The sequence below is a fragment of the Mesorhizobium sp. Primo-A genome, from assembly GCF_003997175.1.
In the GTDB taxonomy this organism is placed as follows: Bacteria; Pseudomonadota; Alphaproteobacteria; order Rhizobiales; family Rhizobiaceae; genus Mesorhizobium; species Mesorhizobium ciceri.
On the sequence record NZ_RZTG01000006.1, the window covers coordinates 71,722 to 88,412 of the forward strand.

21 protein-coding genes are annotated in these 16,691 nt (G+C 63.5%); 10 read left to right on the plus strand and 11 right to left on the minus strand.

Translation table 11 applies throughout. From position 1 onward, the window contains the following. Positions 1-4 precede the first annotated feature (4 nt). The 8 genes from EOC83_RS12730 to EOC83_RS12765 form a co-directional block, all read right to left on the minus strand. Positions 5-901 carry a metallophosphoesterase gene (locus EOC83_RS12730; protein ID WP_063169199.1) on the minus strand — a complete coding sequence of 299 codons (897 nt, stop codon included), beginning with the start codon at positions 899-901 and terminating at the stop codon, positions 5-7. 160 nt (positions 902-1,061) lie between these two features. Beyond that, complete coding sequence (ruvB, locus tag EOC83_RS12735; protein WP_063170357.1) at positions 1,062-2,099, minus strand: Holliday junction branch migration DNA helicase RuvB; 1,038 nt, start codon at positions 2,097-2,099, stop codon at positions 1,062-1,064. Positions 2,100-2,142: 43 nt separating this feature from the next. Beyond that, complete coding sequence (gene ruvA, locus EOC83_RS12740; protein WP_013529140.1) at positions 2,143-2,763, minus strand: Holliday junction branch migration protein RuvA; 621 nt, start codon at positions 2,761-2,763, stop codon at positions 2,143-2,145. 15 nt (positions 2,764-2,778) lie between these two features. Continuing rightward, positions 2,779-3,192, minus strand: coding sequence for a type II toxin-antitoxin system VapC family toxin (locus tag EOC83_RS12745; protein ID WP_013529139.1), 414 nt, complete (start codon positions 3,190-3,192; stop codon positions 2,779-2,781). 2 nt (positions 3,193-3,194) lie between these two features. Further along, positions 3,195-3,446 carry an AbrB/MazE/SpoVT family DNA-binding domain-containing protein gene (locus tag EOC83_RS12750; RefSeq protein WP_013529138.1) on the minus strand — a complete coding sequence of 84 codons (252 nt, stop codon included), beginning with the start codon at positions 3,444-3,446 and terminating at the stop codon, positions 3,195-3,197. 61 nt (positions 3,447-3,507) lie between these two features. Further along, positions 3,508-4,017: a crossover junction endodeoxyribonuclease RuvC gene (gene ruvC, locus EOC83_RS12755; RefSeq protein ID WP_063169200.1), complete on the minus strand. Its 510-nt coding sequence runs from the start codon at positions 4,015-4,017 to the stop codon at positions 3,508-3,510. Between the two features lie 75 nt (positions 4,018-4,092). Beyond that, positions 4,093-4,626 carry a DUF1465 family protein gene (locus EOC83_RS12760; protein ID WP_013529136.1) on the minus strand — a complete coding sequence of 178 codons (534 nt, stop codon included), beginning with the start codon at positions 4,624-4,626 and terminating at the stop codon, positions 4,093-4,095. Positions 4,627-5,022: 396 nt separating this feature from the next. Beyond that, on the minus strand, positions 5,023-5,403 hold the full coding sequence (locus EOC83_RS12765; protein WP_013529135.1) for a hypothetical protein: 381 nt from the start codon (positions 5,401-5,403) through the stop codon (positions 5,023-5,025). A gap of 332 nt (positions 5,404-5,735) precedes the next feature. Here EOC83_RS12765 and EOC83_RS12770 point away from each other — a divergent pair, with 332 nt between their 5' ends. After that, entirely contained in the window at positions 5,736-6,287 is a 552-nt protein-coding gene (locus tag EOC83_RS12770; RefSeq protein WP_063169201.1) for a hypothetical protein, read from the plus strand. Between the two features lie 34 nt (positions 6,288-6,321). Here the strand turns inward: EOC83_RS12770 and EOC83_RS12775 are convergent, their stop codons facing one another. The 3 genes from EOC83_RS12775 to EOC83_RS12785 all read right to left on the minus strand — a co-directional run bounded on the left by EOC83_RS12775 (position 6,322) and on the right by EOC83_RS12785 (position 8,484). Beyond that, positions 6,322-7,092: a sulfite exporter TauE/SafE family protein gene (locus tag EOC83_RS12775; protein ID WP_013529133.1), complete on the minus strand. Its 771-nt coding sequence runs from the start codon at positions 7,090-7,092 to the stop codon at positions 6,322-6,324. A 118-nt stretch (positions 7,093-7,210) separates the two neighbouring features. Then, positions 7,211-7,939, minus strand: a complete 729-nt coding sequence (locus EOC83_RS12780; protein ID WP_024502917.1) for a class I SAM-dependent methyltransferase — start codon at positions 7,937-7,939, stop codon at positions 7,211-7,213. Between the two features lie 65 nt (positions 7,940-8,004). Next, positions 8,005-8,484, minus strand: a complete 480-nt coding sequence (locus tag EOC83_RS12785) for an Lrp/AsnC family transcriptional regulator (protein WP_063169202.1) — start codon at positions 8,482-8,484, stop codon at positions 8,005-8,007. A gap of 135 nt (positions 8,485-8,619) precedes the next feature. On the opposite strand from EOC83_RS12785, the gene EOC83_RS12790 reads away from it, so the two are divergent. The 9 genes from EOC83_RS12790 (at position 8,620) to EOC83_RS12830 (ending at position 16,634) form a co-directional block, all read left to right on the plus strand. Continuing rightward, positions 8,620-9,537 (plus strand): DMT family transporter, encoded by a 918-nt coding sequence (locus EOC83_RS12790; RefSeq protein WP_027162529.1) that lies wholly within the window; start codon positions 8,620-8,622, stop codon positions 9,535-9,537. 134 nt (positions 9,538-9,671) lie between these two features. Beyond that, the gene (locus tag EOC83_RS12795) at positions 9,672-10,319 is read left to right on the plus strand and encodes a thiamine phosphate synthase (RefSeq protein ID WP_063169203.1); all 648 of its coding nucleotides are present in this window, start codon (positions 9,672-9,674) and stop codon (positions 10,317-10,319) included. Position 10,320: 1 nt separating this feature from the next. Continuing rightward, positions 10,321-11,361, plus strand: coding sequence for a tetratricopeptide repeat protein (locus tag EOC83_RS12800; RefSeq protein ID WP_013529128.1), 1,041 nt, complete (start codon positions 10,321-10,323; stop codon positions 11,359-11,361). A gap of 174 nt (positions 11,362-11,535) precedes the next feature. After that, positions 11,536-12,102, plus strand: a complete 567-nt coding sequence (gene efp / locus EOC83_RS12805) for an elongation factor P (protein WP_013529127.1) — start codon at positions 11,536-11,538, stop codon at positions 12,100-12,102. Positions 12,103-12,187: 85 nt separating this feature from the next. After that, positions 12,188-12,988 (plus strand): inositol monophosphatase family protein, encoded by an 801-nt coding sequence (locus EOC83_RS12810; RefSeq protein ID WP_013529126.1) that lies wholly within the window; start codon positions 12,188-12,190, stop codon positions 12,986-12,988. A gap of 122 nt (positions 12,989-13,110) precedes the next feature. Next, a complete protein-coding gene (locus EOC83_RS12815; protein ID WP_063170358.1) occupies positions 13,111-13,797 on the plus strand; it encodes a hemolysin III family protein in 687 nt (228 codons plus the stop codon). Positions 13,798-13,901: 104 nt separating this feature from the next. Next, positions 13,902-14,927, plus strand: a complete 1,026-nt coding sequence (locus tag EOC83_RS12820) for a MotA/TolQ/ExbB proton channel family protein (protein ID WP_013529124.1) — start codon at positions 13,902-13,904, stop codon at positions 14,925-14,927. A 1-nt stretch (position 14,928) separates the two neighbouring features. Next, entirely contained in the window at positions 14,929-15,960 is a 1,032-nt protein-coding gene (locus tag EOC83_RS12825) for a peptidoglycan -binding protein (protein ID WP_013529123.1), read from the plus strand. Between the two features lie 239 nt (positions 15,961-16,199). Continuing rightward, positions 16,200-16,634 carry a hypothetical protein gene (locus EOC83_RS12830; RefSeq protein WP_027162534.1) on the plus strand — a complete coding sequence of 145 codons (435 nt, stop codon included), beginning with the start codon at positions 16,200-16,202 and terminating at the stop codon, positions 16,632-16,634. Positions 16,635-16,691 lie beyond the last annotated feature (57 nt).

Here is a 16,691-nt window from a genome sequence, read left to right on the forward strand (position 1 = left end):
GGATTTAGCCAAGGTCGATCGACAGGATTTCCGGCCGCATCCCGAAACGCACCGGCAATATGCTGAAACCGAGCCCGCCGGAGACGATCAGATTGCGATCGTTCTCGACGACGTGGCCATAGGCGTAGCGGTTGCCGAAACGCGATGGCACGACCGGCGAATAGCCGAACAGCCGAATTTGTCCGCCATGGGTGTGGCCGGACAGGGTCAGCGAGACGCGCCACGGCACCTTCGGAAAAATATCCGGCTCGTGCGCAAGCAGGATGATGGGCGATGCGTCGCTGACCTTGGCCAACGTGCCGTCGAGATCGTCCAGCCCGGTAAAGCCGGGGCGGTCCCTGGTCGGCAGCAGAGCGAGCTGGTCGGCGAGCCCGGCAATCCACACACCATGCCCATCCTTTTCCAGGCGCACGACATCGTTCTCCAGCACCGGAATGCCGACTTTCTCCAGGGCCTTGCCCGCTACGGTCGGGCCGGCCCCGGCGCGCTGCGCGAAGCCATCTGCCCACCAGTCATGGTTGCCGAGAATCGAGAGCACGCCGAGCGGTGCCTTGAGGTCCGAGAGGGCGGAGGCCCATTGCGACGGCGTCACCGGGCCGGTCACCAACGGCATGCCGGCGATATAATCGCCGAGCAGGACGATCACGTCCGGCTGCAGGGCATTCGCGTCTTCGACAAGTGAGGCGATCCGCTCCGGCGTCATCCATGGCCGGCAGGCATGGATATCGGCAAGCGCGACGATGCGCAGCTTCAGGCCATCAGGCCAATGCGGCGGCGTTAGCGCATAGCGTTTCACATGCGTCAGCAGCATCGGCTCTATGCCGGCCGCATAGGCGCTGAGCGCGGCAACCGACAGAATCGACCCGCCGATGAAGCGCAGGAACCCGCGTCTGGTGATCATTGCGTGGCTCCGGCAAACCATCGGAGCGAGATTGCCCCGGGATGGCACCGCCACCAGAGCCGACGAATGCGCCGGCAAACCGGCGAAGCCGAGGATATTTTGCGCAGGCCGCTCACAGATCCTTTGTCGGCCCGGAACCTGCGCCTGATCGGCCTGAGCGCTATTCTTCCTGGAACAGGTTGATCTGCTGTTGCGCCAGATCCTTCGGCGCGTCGAGGCCGAGATGCCGCCAGGCATTGGCCGTCAGCATGCGGCCGCGCGGCGTGCGCTGGATGAAACCCTGCTGGATCAGATAAGGCTCGATGATGTCCTCGATGGCATCGCGCGGTTCGGACAGGCCTGCGGCGATCGTCTCGATGCCGACCGGCCCGCCGCCGAAATTGCGCGCGATCATGCTGAGGTACCGGCGGTCGAGCGAGTCGAGGCCGAGCGCATCGACTTCCAGCCGGGTCAACGCTTCGTCGGCGATCTTGCGGTCGACATGGCCATCGCCGGCCACCGAGGCGAAATCGCGCACACGGCGCAACAACCGGCCGGCGATGCGTGGCGTGCCCCGCGCGCGCCGCGCGATCTCCAGCGCGCCGTCGTTGCCGAGCGGCATTTGCAGGATACGCGCGCCACGCCGCACGATCTGCTCCAGCTCCTCGACCGTGTAGAAATTGAGCCGTACCGGAATGCCGAAACGGTCGCGCAGCGGATTGGTCAGCAGGCCAAGCCGCGTGGTGGCGGCGACGAGCGTGAAGCGGGCGAGGTCGATCTTGACCGAGCGCGCCGCCGGGCCTTCCCCGATGATCAGGTCGAGCTGAAAATCCTCCATCGCCGGATAAAGGATCTCCTCCACCGCCGGGCTCAGCCGATGGATCTCGTCGATGAACAGCACGTCGCCTTCCTCGAGATTGGTCAGCAGCGCGGCAAGATCGCCGGCCTTGGCGATGACCGGGCCGGAGGTCGAGCGGAAATTGACGCCGAGCTCGCGCGCCATGATCTGCGCCAGCGTCGTCTTGCCGAGACCAGGCGGCCCGACGAACAGCACGTGGTCGAGCGCCTCGCTGCGGCTCTTGGCAGCCTCGATGAACACTTTGAGATTGGCCCGCGCCGCCGCCTGGCCGACGAAATCGTCGAGCGTCTGCGGCCGCAAGGTCTGCTCGGCATCCTCGCCGCGTTTTTCCGGGGCAATCAAGCGGGGCGACAGGCTCATGCCGCCTTCCTTGCACACGGCAAGGGGCTGAACAAGCGGCGGCTCACCGCGCAAGTTCCTTCAGCCCGAAGCGAATCAGCTTCGGCGCATCGGCATCCTCGCCCGCCGTCTTCAGCGCCGCCGCCACCGCATTGGCGGCCGTGTCGCGCGAATAGCCGAGATTGACCAGCGCCGAGACCGCGTCGGTGATCGGCGCGGATGCCACGCCGTCGCCGAGCTCCTGTTTCAGGCCGATGGTGCCCGAAGCGGTTCCGGCATAGGCCGGCGCCTTGTTCTTCAGTTCGGTGACGATGCGCTCGGCCACCTTCTTGCCGACGCCGGGTGCGCGAGAAACCATGGCGATGTCGCGCAGCGCGATCGCATTGGCGAGGTCGGCCGGCGCCAGCGTCGACAGGATGGCCAGCGCCACCTTGGCGCCGACGCCGGGAACATTGTTCATCAGCAGCCGGAACCACTCGCGTTCCAGCACTGACTGGAAGCCGTAGAGCCGCAGCATGTCCTCGCGGACATAGGTCTCGATGAACAGCACCACCGCTTCGCCGGGCGAAGGCAGCGCCGCCAGCGTGCGCGCTGAACAATAGGCGACGTAGCCGACGCCATGGATATCGACGAGGCAATGATCCTCGTCGACCTCGTCCAGCGTGCCCTTGAGCTTGCCGATCATTGGACGCAATCCCCGTTAGGGATGAGTATCGGGCGTGATGAGCTCGACATCTGGAAAGTACTTTCTGAAACCTGCGGGATCGCGAGTAAGAATGGGATAGCCTCGGATGGCAGCGTGAGCCCCAATCAAGAAGTCGGGCATCACCTTCTCTCGAGGTCCGCCCAACCGCCGATAGACCGAGAACGCTCTCGACGCAGCAAAGGCCGCCTCGAACGGGAGACTTTCGCGCCGGAACTCGTCTTCAGGCAAGGCATCATCGACATCGTCTATCGCCTCATAGCGCATCGAAAACTCGGCGTAGATAATCTGATTGATGACCAGGCTGCCTTGCTCGAGGGCAGACACCATTTTGGACCACGACCACTTTGACCAGACGGGATCGCGAACGGCGATATCGACAAGCACGTTGGTGTCGACAAGCGTCGCCAAGATTAGCGATCCCGGGTCAAAGCCATGACGGCATCGGCATTCATTGTCTGATCGCCGCTGCCCTCAAGCCGATCGAGCGCAGCAAGAAAACGATCGAGTCTTTCGCGGTCGGCCAACCGCCCCTTGTCATGCTTCGGCGTGATCGTGATCTTGCCGCCCTCGATGCCGAAGATGACTTCGCTGTTGGCGCCAATCCCAAATGTCTCCCGCAGATCCCGTGGGATTGTCACTTGACCTTTGCTCGTCACACGCATGAAACACCCCTTTCTTACAAGTAAGGATTATTCCAACCCGGTGAACAAGTCAAGAACATCTCTATCCAGCGAGTGCCATCCGGTAGGCCACGCTTTGCCGGTGATGCGCGTGGCAGATGGCGATGGCGAGCGCGTCGGCGGCATGCTCGGTATCGAAAATGGCTTTCGGCAACAGCACCTTCACCATCATGTGGATCTGCTTCTTGTCGCCATGGCCGACGCCGATCACCGCTTTCTTGACTGCGTTAGGCGCATATTCGGCAACGACGAGGCCGGCACGCGCCGGCACCAGCATGGCGATGCCGCGTGCCTGACCGAGCTTCAGCGTTGCCACCGCGTCCTTGTTGACGAAGGTCTGTTCGACCGCCGCTTCGTGCGGCATGGCGGCATGCAGGACTTCGGCAAGCCTGTCATGCAGCTGGCACAGCCGCGTTGCCAGCGCGGCCTTATCGTCTGATTTCACAGTGCCGGAAGCAATGAAGCGCAGCGAATTGCCGAGGCTTTCGACGATGCCCCAGCCGGTGCGCCGAAGCCCGGGATCGATACCGATGATGCGAATCGCTTCCGCCATTTGCCGAGTTTACCTCCGGCGGACAGCGATGCCAGCGAAATGTGAACAAACCGGAAACAGAAGGCGGACCGCGGTCTAACCCCGAGCGAAAGCCGTGTTGAGCAGGCTGATCTGGTCGGAAACCGGGTTGGGGCGGCGAGCCATCGGTTGCATGTCGACCATGGCGCCGGAGCCATAGATCTCGTCGTCCATGCGGCGCACCAACGCTTGCAGGCGCAGCGAGCGGGTGACGAGGTCGAGGAAATCCTCGGGCAGTTCGGCCCAACCGGCGGCTTCGTCATGGGCGGAAGCGGTGTCGAGGCGCACCTTGGACTTTTCCGATGCCACCTGGTCACGGGTCATCTCGCCGGAATTGGCGGCGCGCTGCAAAAGCAGCCAGGAGGCAACCTGCATCAGCCTGGTGGTCAGCCGCATCGATTCGGCCGCGTAGAGCGTGGCGGCCAGCCGCGACAGCTTCTTCGCCTCGGCCCGGCCCTTGCCGTCGAGATATTCGGCGGCCTGTTCGACCAGACCCATGCCTTCCTGGTAAAGCGGCTTGAAGGATTGCGAGAAAACCCGGCGTTCCGCCAGCTTGACGGTTTTCGCACTGCCCTTCGAAGGCTCGTTCATTGATACGCCCCTGCACTTGCAACCGGCCGATTCGGCTCCCTGCCGATACACCCGGAACCCTATCTGACTGAAGCTTGAAAATGCGCTTCGTCACCGGTGAAGGCAAGCACATGTTTAACAGAAGGTTAACGGCACCCCTGTCGGGCGGCCCCGCTGGGGTGCGGACAAAAAAGAGAAATCGAGACAAAAAAAGAGCCGCGGATAAGGCGGCTCTCAGGAGTTTAACAGGGAGGCGTCAAACAAAGTGGCTCCAACCACTCGGTAAGAATCCAGATCACTGGATGGACATAGTAAACACCTGTAAAGCTTAATGAAGCCTTAACGGTGCGGATGTTTTTTGACCGAACGCCGCCATACTGTGCCGTAACAGCACAGCATCTCCTGCGTCAGGCTCGGTCAAGCGGTCTTCCAGACCGCCGGCAAGGCGATGAAGGCGAACAGCAGCATGGCTGCGTAGAAGCCCATCGAGGAGGCCGCCACCAGCGGTTCGATCGCGGCATTGCCGGCAAGCAGGAAATAGAGGCCGATCAGCAGGCCGATGCCGCTGACCGCCGTCAGCCAGAAATGAACTGTGGCGAGCGTCTTCTGCCCGATTGCCGGAAACAAATGGTAGAAGAAGGCGAAGACCGCCGACATCAGCCATCCGGCCACCATCGTGTGGGCGTGGGTCGGCATCTGGCCGTGATCCTGGCTGATCGCCATGTACAGGCCGAGCGCCATGCCGCACAGCGAATAGATGATGGCCAGCGTGAAGAAATTCCGTGCTATCCCTTGCATAATGGTCCCCCGAATTGCCTTTTCCCGCTTGCGGGAATGGGTTGATCGTCAGGCGATTGTTGTCGCCACCGGGCTCCCGGCATTGGCGCACTAATATCGGCAGCGTATCCAGACGATGTCGCGCCAACCCCCTCCCGACGATTCGTACATTAGCAGAAAATCAGATAATGCGTTCACAATCTGCGACCTCGCGCGTTGGCCGTAAGCTGAAACAGAGCCGGATTTTTCGCGACATCGTTCCGAAACAGGCGCCACGCTAAACGCCCGCTCCTCTGACGGCCGGCGCAAATCGGCGCCGCCGCAAACCTGACCGGACACTGCAGGAGCAACCCATGGACTGGTACTCGATCGTCAAATTCCTCCACGTCACTACCGCCATTCTGTGGGTCGACGGCGGCTTCGTACTGTTCCTGCTGGGCATGCTTGCCGAGCGCGCGGGCAACATCGAGGAAAAGCTGCAGGCAATGCGCGCCAGCGGTCAGCTGGGCGGCAGGTTCTTTGCGCCGATGTCGATGCTGACGCTGATCTTCGGCCTCATCATGTGCTGGTTCTGGGTCGGCTTCTCCGATTTGTGGGTACTCATCGGCCTGGCGGGATACGCCACGACCTTTTCGATCGGCATGTTCATCTTCAAGCCGACCGGGGAGCGCATGGGCGCAATGATCGCCAAAGAGGGCGTCACGCCAGAGGTTCTTGCCATCGGCCAGCGCATGATGAGCGCGGCACGTTTCGACTATGCGGTGATGCTGGTGATCATTGCGGACATGGTGCTCAAACCGACCGTGCATGACATCGGCATCCTTGCCGGCATGGTGCTGGTCGTTATGGTCGGCGCGACACTGGCTTTTGGCGGCAACCGTCGTCTGGTGCCAAGCGCCGCCTGACCCCTAATGACGGGGCGGCTGCGCGGCGGCCTTTCTACATCAGGCCGACAATGCCATCCCACAGCAGCTTCAGCGCCACGACCGCGACGGTTGCGTAGGTAAAGGGATAGAAGGTTTCCGGCCGCATGCGGCGCACCAGCCACGCTCCGGCGATGGTCGACAGCGGCGCCAGCGGCATCAGCACCGCCGATGCCGTCAGATTGGCGGTGTCGAACTGGCCGAGCGCGAAATAGGGCACCAGCTTCAGCGCGTTGGTGGCGGCAAAGAAGATCGCTGCGGTGCCCGACAGAACTTTCGGATCGAGACGGATCGGCAAGGCATAGACCTGGAAGGGCGGACCGCCGACATGGGCAACGAAGCTGGTGAAGCCGGCGACCGTGCCCCACACGGCGGCGGCCACGCGGTTGGGCGCGGCCGCGTGATCGGCGCCGTGGCGGAACTGCAGATAGAGCCAGCGCAGGACGAAGATGATGGCGACGGCGCCAACGATCAGCCGCACCGCCTCTTCGGTCACCAGTGCCGCCGTAAGCCAGCCAAGGCCGATGCCGATGACGGCGCCCGGCATCATGTCGACCAGCATCTTGCGGTCGTAAACGCCCCACCACGTCCACACCGAGACGATGTCCATCAGGCACAGGATCGGCAGCAGGATGGCCGCCGCCTGCACCGGCGGCATGGTCAGCGCCATCAGCGGCACGCCGACGAAACCGACGGCACCGCCAAAGCCGCCCTTCGACAGGCCGACCAGAATGACCGCCGGAATGGCGGCCGCATAGAACCACGGATCGAGAAGCAGGCCTGACATGGGAGGGGACTGGTCCGGAGGGAAAGCGTGTCGACGCTTGAATAGCCCAGAATGTCGGGCGGAGCGACAGCAAATATGAGCGTGGCGGCTGCACATGCGGGCCGACGCAGGCCTGTGCCTACCGACGCGCCGAGACCAGCAGGAACATCGGCCGCTCGAGCTCTTCCGCCAGTTCGGGTTTGGCCGCGATCTGCTCTGATGTCGGACGGAACTCCTCGACATGCGCGATGGTGAAGCCGGCCTGCAGGAGAGCGTTGAGCGTGGTGCCGATCGTGCGGTGATGTTTCACGACGCCCTTGGCCAGCCAGTCCGTGCTGCGCGGTCCTTCCACCAGATACTGGTCGACAGGCCACGTCTTTCGGCCTTCGCTATCGATCACCCAGCCGGGTTTGGTCGGCGCCATGAAGATCGGATGTTCCGTCGAAAAGACGAAATGCCCGCCAGGCGCCAGGGCCCGATGCACGGTCCCGAACAGACGCGACACATCCTCGACATAGTGCAAGGCGAGCGAACTGTAGACGAGATCGAAGCTGGCTTCCGGCAGGCTGAGCCGATCGAGATCGGCCGTCTCATAGCTTATCCCTGCATCCGGGCCGGCGGCCCTTGCTCGGGCAAGCATCTTCTCCGACAGGTCCAGGCCAAGCACCTGCGCCGCCCCATGCTCGCGTGCCCAGCGGCAGAACCAGCCGAAGCCGCAGCCGAGATCGACGACCCTCAAGCCGCCGACATCGGGCAGCATCGCGCGCATTGCCGGCCACTCGGCGGCACCCTCCAGCCCTTCGACCGAACGGCCGAGTTGGCTGTAGCCTGCGAAGAAATCCTCACGGTCGTATATGTTCTGCGCCATGACAGTCTCGGTCTCATTTGGTCGGCACACTAACCAAGCGGCCACCGGCTTTCCACCCGGCTCGATCAGGAGGCATGCAAGACCTTTGCCCTATCCCGAGAAGCAGCCGCGTCGAGCGGTGGCGGCCGCCGCCGGATCGGCTGCGCCTTGATGATGGCGGTGCTTGTCTCCGCCTTGTCGGCGATACGGTCGAGAATCCCGTCGAGATCGCCGATCGAGCGTACGAACAGCCGGGCGACGAAGCAGTCATCGCCCGTTACCTTGTCGCATTCGCCGAATTCGGGGATGTCCTCGATCAGCTTCTGAACGATGTGCAGCTTGCCCGGCAGAGGCCGGATGCGCACGATCGCCTGCAAGGTATAGCCGAGCGCGAGCGGATCGATCTCGACGGTGAACGCCCGGATGACGCCGCGCTCCTCGAGTCGTCGCAGCCGCTCCGAAACGCTTGGCGACGACAGCCCGACCTGGGCGGCCAGCTCCTTCAGCGAGGTCCGCGCATCCTTGATCAGGATTTCAAGGAGATTTCGGTCGAGATCGTCCAGCATCTTTTTCCTTTTCCCGACAGCTTGGAGCTTTCTCCTAATATAATTAGGCCAATAGGCCATACACCCTTTCCAATCTGATGGAAAGCTTCGCGACCGCATGAGATTATGGCGGCTCAACCGATAAGGAGGTTTGTTGTGAACGAGACAGTACGCGGCACGGTCGAAATGTCCGCCGCAATGGCCATCCTGGGAACGATCGGATGGTTCGTCGTCCTGTCCGGCCAGCCGATCATGGATGTGGTGTTTTGGCGTTGCGCTTTCGGCGCGCTGACGCTGCTCATCATCTGCGCCGGGCTGGGGTTGCTGCGCAACAGGCTGTCGCTGCGCATCATCGGCATCGCCGCGCTCGGCGGCGTCGCCATCGTCGTCAACTGGCTTTTGCTGTTCAGCGCTTTCTCGCGCGCGTCGATCTCGATCGCCACCGCCGTCTACAACACGCAGCCCTTCATGCTGGTCGGCTTCGGCGCGCTCTTCTTCGCCGAGCGGCTGAGCCTGACCAAGCTGACCTGGCTGACCATCGCCTTCGCCGGCATGGTGCTGATCGTGCAGTCGGCTCCCGATGCCGGCCCCAATGCCGGCATGGCCGGCACGGATTATTTCACCGGCATCGTCATGGCATTGGGCGCGGCCTTCTTCTGGGCCGTCGCCGCCATCGTCACCAAGAAGCTCAAGGGCACGCCACCGCATCTGATTGCGCTGATACAGGTCTGCGTCGGCGTCGTCATGCTGGCGCCGTTCGCCAATCTATCCCGGCTTCCAGCCGATGCCTGGAGCTGGACCATGCTGGCGACGCTCGGCATCGTCCACACCGGCCTGATGTACATACTGATGTACGGCGCCATCCAGAAGCTGCCGACGCATCTGCAGGGATCGCTGTCGTTCATCTATCCCGTCGTCGCCATCCTGGTCGACGTCGTCGCCTTCGGCCATCGGCTGCATCTGAGCCAGGTCGTCGGCGCCACCGCCATCCTGATCGCCGCCGCCGGCATGAATCTCGGCTGGACGCTGTGGAAGGGCAAACCGCCCGTCGCGAGCCCGCACCCGATCAAGTGAAGCGGCCCGCCGGCTGCCCGGCGGATCAAACATCGCGATCCCGACTGCCCGCCTGTTCAAGGCGGGCACTTTGCTCTATGCCGCAATCCAACCATCTTCGCCCGGCATAGGCGAAACGCGGGACCCGAAGAACCATGAATGAAGCAACGCCCCCCAATCGCTGTCGCATCGTGCTGATCGCGCCGCCCGGCGTGCCGGCGGCCCGTATTGTCACGGCATTCGATGGTGGCGATGTCGCTTCGCTGATCCTGCCCGAGAACGGCATGGATGAAGCCTCGTTCCAGGCTTTCGCCGAACGGATCGTGCCGGCAGCGCAAGCCGCCGGCGTTGCTGTCATCATCGCCGGCGACACCCGCATAGCCGGCCGCGTCCAGGCCGACGGCATCCATGTCGAAGTCTCCAAGGCCGAACTCGCCGAGACAATCGAGCATTCCCAGGCAAAGATGATGGTCGGCACCGGAGGCGCCAAGACGCGTGACGACGCGCTCGAGCTTGGCGAGACGCGGCCAGACTACATTTTCTTCGGCCGCTTCGGCTACGACAACAAGCCCGAACCGCACCCGCGCAACCTGTCGCTCGGCGCATGGTGGGCGGACATGATCCAGATCCCTTGCATCGTCATGGCCGGATCCGACATCGCCTCGGTCGAAGCCGTGGGCGCCACCGGCGCTGAATTCGTGGCGCTGTCGAGCGCCGTGTTCGCCGACGGCACCGACCCCAGGACAGCGGTCGCCACCGCCAACGCGCTGCTCGACGAGACTGCGCCGCGTTTCGAGGACTGAAATGTCATCGGCGACGCTTCCCCTCCAGGCTCTGCTTGCGGTGCTGATGGTCCAGGCGGCGGCCGCGGAGACCATCCCCTTGCCGCAGCCCAAGCCGGAAATCGGCGTCCACACCGATAAGCCGATCGACAAGCCGTTGCCGCAGCCCGCCACCACGGCCGAGCCTGCGCCGCTGCCGTCGGCCGACGCCGTCAATCCCGACCGCTTCGGCGCAAAACCCGCCGACGCGGCCTATGGCGCCTTCCAGCGCGGCCTCTACAAGACAGCTTACAATCTGGCATTGGTCCGGGCGCAAAACGGCGACCCGGCGGCGCAGACCCTGGTGGCCGAGATCCTGTCGCGAGGTCTCGGTGTACCGGTCAATTCGGCGCAGGCGGCGAAATGGTACGCCTTGGCCGCCGAACAGGGTGTGCCGGAATCGCAGTTCCAGTATGCGCTGATGCTGCTCGACGGCCGCTATGTCAAAAAGGATGGAAAAGAGGCCTACGCCCTGATGCAGGCCGCAGCCGAAGCCGGCAACCGGCTGGCGCAATTCAATTTCGCGCAGATGCTGGTCCAGCAGGACCCCGGCGACGCCGGTATGGCCAAGGCGGTCTCCTACTATGAACGCGCCGCTGCGACCGGCCTCGCGGACGCGCAATATGCAATGTCGCAGATCTACGCCAACGGTGTCGGCGGCAAGCCACGCGACGATGCCCAGGCAAGGCGCCTGCTGGCGCAGGCCGCAAGGCAGAACTACGACACCGCGCAAATCGATCTCGCCGCCTGGATGATCGAAGGCCGCGGCGGTGCGCGCGACCTGAAATCCGCCTTCGGCTGGATGAAGCAGGCGGCGGAGGGCGGCAATGTTGCCGCCCAGAACCGCCTGGCCAAGCTCTATATGCAAGGCATCGGCACCGATCCGGACCTGGTCCTTGCCGGTGCCTGGTACATCATTGCCCGCCGCGCCGGCCTCATCGATCCGCAGATGGACGACTTCCTGCAGGGGCTGGACGACGACCAGACCAAGCAGGCGCTGCAGAAGGCCAACCGGCTGCCTTGACGGCGGCCCGCGCGGTCATTGCGAGTGTCGCCTCGGCTGCCCTCGCCTGGCACCAACCTGCCCGCTCCCTTGCCTCTTCTGGCGATTTGTGGTCTTGGGAGCCCGAAATCGCTTTCCCAGCGAATATCCCTTACCGACGGCGTGGCCGTAGGCATCATTCCGGATCATCTCATCATGGCCAAGATCAATGGCAACGAAATCCGTCCCGGCTATGTCATCGAGCATGATGGCGGCCTTTGGGTGGCGGTCAGGACCAACACCGTCAAGCCTGGCAAGGGCGGCGCCTACAATCAGGTCGAACTGAAGAACCTCATCAACGGCACCAAGCTCAACGAGCGCTTCCGCTCGGCCGAGACGGTCGAACAGATCCGGCTCGACCTGAAGGATTTTTCCTTCCTCTACGCGCAGGAAGACGCCCTGGTGTTCATGGACACCCAGAGCTACGAGCAGCTCGAATTGAACAAGGACTTCGTCGGCGATCGCGCCGCCTTCCTGCAGGACGGCATGATGGTAACGGTCCAACTCTACGAAGAGCGGCCGATCGGCATTTCGCTGCCCGACTATGTGACGCTGACCATCACCGAGGCCGACCCGGTGGTGAAGGGCCAGACGGCGGCATCGTCCTACAAGCCGGCGATCCTGGAGAACGGCATCCGCGTCCTGGTGCCGCCCTTCATCGGCGCCGGCGAACGCATCATCGTCGACACCAACGAAATCACTTACGTGCGCCGCGCCGACTGACGCATGTCCCCCAACAGTGGCCCGGTTCCGGGTCACCGACATGCATCGAGGCAGAATTTAAAGCGCAGCACCGGGAAAAAGCACTATGGCACGCTCAGCCCTTCTCAACGTCATGGTCCAGGCCGCAATGAAGGCCGGCCGCTCGCTGTCGCGCGACTTCGGCGAAGTGCAGAACCTGCAGGTCTCGATGAAGGGCCCCGGCGACTATGTCAGCCAGGCCGACCGCAAGGCCGAGGACATCGTCTTCGCCGAACTGTCCAAGGCACGGCCCGGCTATTCCTTCCTGATGGAGGAGCGCGGCGTGGTCGAAGGCGACGACGGCCAGCATCGCTGGATCGTCGACCCGCTCGACGGCACCACCAATTTCCTGCACGGCATTCCGCTCTTTGCCGTTTCGATCGCGCTGGAGCGCCAGGGCCAGATCGTCGCCGGCGTCATCTACAATCCGGCGATGGACGAACTCTACACCTGCGAACGCGGCGGCGGCGCCTTCATGAACGACCGCCGCTTGCGCGTCGCCGGCCGCATCAAGCTGGTCGACACGGTCATCGGCTGCGGCATGCCGCATCTCGGCCGCGGCCACCACGGCAATTTCCTCGTCGAGCTGCGCAACGTCATGGCCGAGGTTTCCGGCGTCCGCCGCCTCGGCTCCGCATCGCTCGATCTCGCCTATGTCGCTGCCGGCCGCATGGATGGCTTCTGGGAAACCGGCCTGTCTGCCTGGGATATCGCCGCCGGGCTGCTTTTGATCCGCGAGGCGGGCGGCTTCGTCTCCGACATGGATGGCGGCCAGGACATGCTCGACAACGGTTCGGTCGTCGCCGGCAACGAGATCATCCAGCGCGCTTTGCTCAAGGTCGTGAAGAAGCCGCTCTCCTCTCGTTGACAGGCAAGCCGCGCCGACAAACCGCCGCGCTGATGCGCCGCAGTCGCAAAACCGCAACGGAAGCTTGAAATACTGCCCGGCGAGCGCCCAGATTGGAGGGCGCGGCGCAGGAACCCGGCTTAGTGAGAGACAACGAACCCTACCCCGATATCCCGTTCATCGGACGCTGGCACTATTCGCGTGCCGAGATGATCGCTGACGGTATCGTCCACGCGGTCGGCATCGTGCTGGCGATATCGGCCGGTTCCGCGCTGCTGGCGCTGGCGGCGTTTCGTGTCGGACCCGGCGAATACATCGCCGCCGCCTTCTACGTGGTTTCGCTGCTCACCGTGCTCTCGGTGTCGATGACCTACAATCTGTGGCCGGTCTCGTCGCCGGCAAAATGGGTGTTGCGGCGTTTCGACCACGCCGCGATCTATCTGCTGATCGCCGCGACCTATACGCCTTTCCTGGCGCAGCTCGAAGGCTCGCCGCTGGCGCGCTGGATGATCGTGCTGGTCTGGACCGCGGCAGCGCTGGGCATTGCCGTCAAGGTGTTCTTTCCCGGCCGTTTCGACCGGCTGGCGATCGGCTTCTATCTCGCCATTGGCTGGAGCGGCATCATCCTGGTCAAGCCGCTTGTCCAGACGCTACCGACGACATCGATAGCGCTGATCGTTGCCGGCGGCATCGTCTACTCCTGCGGCGTCATCTTCTTCGCCTGGAAGGGGCTGCGCTTCCACAATGCGCTGTGGCACGGTTTCGTCGTCACCGGCGCCAGCCTGCATCTGGCCGCCATGGTCGACTGTCTGGTCATCAATCGCCTCTGACACTATCGACGCGGCAATATTGCCAAGCGCCATTCAATTTGGTCACAATTCCGTTTAGAGTCGCGGTTTACGTGATCGGCGGCGGCATCGGAAACGGGGCACGGATGGCTTTTCTCAGATCCTTCGGCATGGGCAGACGTTCTGATGTCCTGATCTACGACCCGCATAAATTATCGAGCCCGCAGGTCTTTCTGCTGACCATGGTGATCTTCCTGGTCATCGTCGCCTTCATCGCCGCCATCCTCACCCGACAGATCTCAACCGCCTTTGGCAGCAATCCCGGCCTCAATGGCCTGATCGTCGGCGTGCTGGTGGTCGGCATCCTTTTGGCCTTCGCCCAGGTTGGGCGACTGTTTCGCGAAGTGCGCTGGGTCAACTCCTTCCGTGCCGGCTCGGAGACGACCGAACCGGTGCTGCTGGCGCCGATGAAGGCGATGATCGGCCGTTCCTCGGCGATGGCCTTCTCGACCAGTTCGATGCGCACCATGCTCGATTCCATCGCCACGCGCCTCGACGAAAGCCGCGACACCTCGCGCTATCTCGTCGGCCTGCTGGTGTTCCTCGGCCTGCTCGGCACCTTCTGGGGACTGTTGAACACCATCGGCTCGATCCGCGAAACCATCGAATCGCTCGATCCCGGCACCGGTGACGCCGCCGCGGTGCTCGATTCCCTGAAGCAGGGGCTTTCGGCGCCGCTGGCCGGCATGGGCACCGCCTTCTCGTCCTCGCTGTTCGGCCTCTCCGGCTCGCTGGTGCTCGGCTTCCTCGACCTGCAGGCCGGCCGCGCCCAGACGCGCTTCTACACCGAACTGGAAAACTGGCTTTCCTCGGTCACCGACCTGTCGTCGGACATCGTCGTCGCCGACCCGGCCAAAACCGAATCCTCCGACGAGATCCGGGTGCTGTCGGAACGGCTGCGCTCGATGCAGGAGAATGGCGGCGGCTCCAACCCGCGCGTCGCCACCGCCATGGCCAATCTCGCCGACGGCATTTCCGGCCTGGTCAAGAATATGCGCTCGGAACAGCAGATCATGCGCGACTGGGTCGAGGCCCAGTCCGACGAGCAGAAGGCGATGCGCAACACGCTGGAAAAGATCGCCGATGCCCTGAAGAAGCCCGGAGTGCACTGAAGTGGCGCTCGCCAGGGGCCGGCGCACCGATCGCCGCATCGACTACTGGCCGGGCTTCGTCGACGCGCTGTCGACGCTGCTTTTGGCGATCATGTTTCTGCTCACGGTCTTCGTGCTGGCGCAGTTCCTGCTGGGACGCGAAATCTCCGGCAAGGATACGGCGCTCTCGCGCCTCAACTCGCAGATCAACGAACTGACCCAACTGCTGGCGCTGGAGCGCTCGACGGCGCAGGACAAGGATGATTCCCTGGCCAATCTGCAGGCGTCGCTGTCGGCCGCGCAAGCGGAAAAGAGCCGGCTCGAACGATTGCTGGCGCAAGGTGCCGGTGCCGGCGACGCCGCCAATCAGCGTGCAGCGGCGCTCGGCGGCGAACTCGACAGCCAGCGCCAGATCAGCCAGCAGGCGCTGAGCCAGGTCGAGATACTCAACCAGCAGATCGCGGCGCTGCGCAAGCAGATCGGCGCGCTCGAGGATGCGCTCAACGTCTCCGAAATCCGCGACCGCGATTCCAACACCAAGATCGCCGATCTCGGCCGCCGCCTCAACGTCGCGCTGGCGCAGCGCGTGCAGGAGTTGAACCGCTACCGCTCCGACTTCTTCGGCCGTTTGCGCGAAATCCTCGCCGACCGCGAGAACATCCGCATCGTCGGCGACCGCTTCGTCTTCCAGTCGGAAGTGCTGTTCCCAACGGGCTCCGAGGTGATCAACGATGCCGGCAAGGTCGAGATGAAGAAACTCGCCGACGCCATCATCGAGTTGCAGAAGGAAATCCCGCCCGAGATCAACTGGGTGCTGCGCGTCGACGGCCATACCGACAACAAGCCGCTCTCCGGCACCGGCCGCTACCGCGACAATTGGGAACTGTCGACGGCGCGTTCGACCTCGGTGGTGAAATTTCTGATCGAGAACGGCGTGCCGGCCAACCGCCTGGTCGCGGCAGGCTTCGGTGAGTTCCAGCCGCTCGATCCCGCCGACACCGAAGAGGCGCGCAACAAGAACCGCCGTATTGAACTGAAGCTCACCGAACGTTGATCGAAAATCACGCGAACTTGTTCGCCGGTTCAACCCTAGGGCGCAGATGGAGGCGGGCAAGGCCTGAAAAGATTATCTTTTTTTAATTACACATTGTCGCAGGGCGGTCCTAGCCTGCCGCCCGGGCCGAGAACCGCCGGCGATGAATCCCCCCTCATCGCGACGCGACGGAACCGGACGGCCCAAGGCTGGAAGGCAGGCGGACAACCGCCGCCTCCCTCTACAAGAGGAGACGCGTGATGCGCTCTTTCACTCCCAAGACCTCGCTTAGAACTGCAACACTCACGGCGCTCCTCATCGCCGTTCCGCTTGCCGGCGCCTATGCCGCGGGCCATCACAAGGGCGCTCTCGACGCGACCGATCCAACCGATATGACTGGCCCGCGTGTCGAGGCGCTTATCCAACAGGTGCAGGGCGTCCGGCAGGGCATCGTGGACGCAAGACAGGCCAACAACATCACCCCGGCTGTGGCGGAACGCCTGGAAATGCGCACGGCCCACATCAGTCAGGCGGCAGAGAAAGTCGCCGCCTCCGATCACGGCAGGATACCGGCCGCGCAATACCATGATCTGCTGCGCCGTCTCGACAATGTCGACCAGCGGCTGATGATCGACACCGGCAGCGGCTTCATGATCGGCGACGGCGCCGACGGCGGCAATTACCCGAACGGCTGAGGCCATAGCGCCCGAAACGGTCCAAGAGGAAGGAACCGCCTGGCGCCTTCGAGAGCG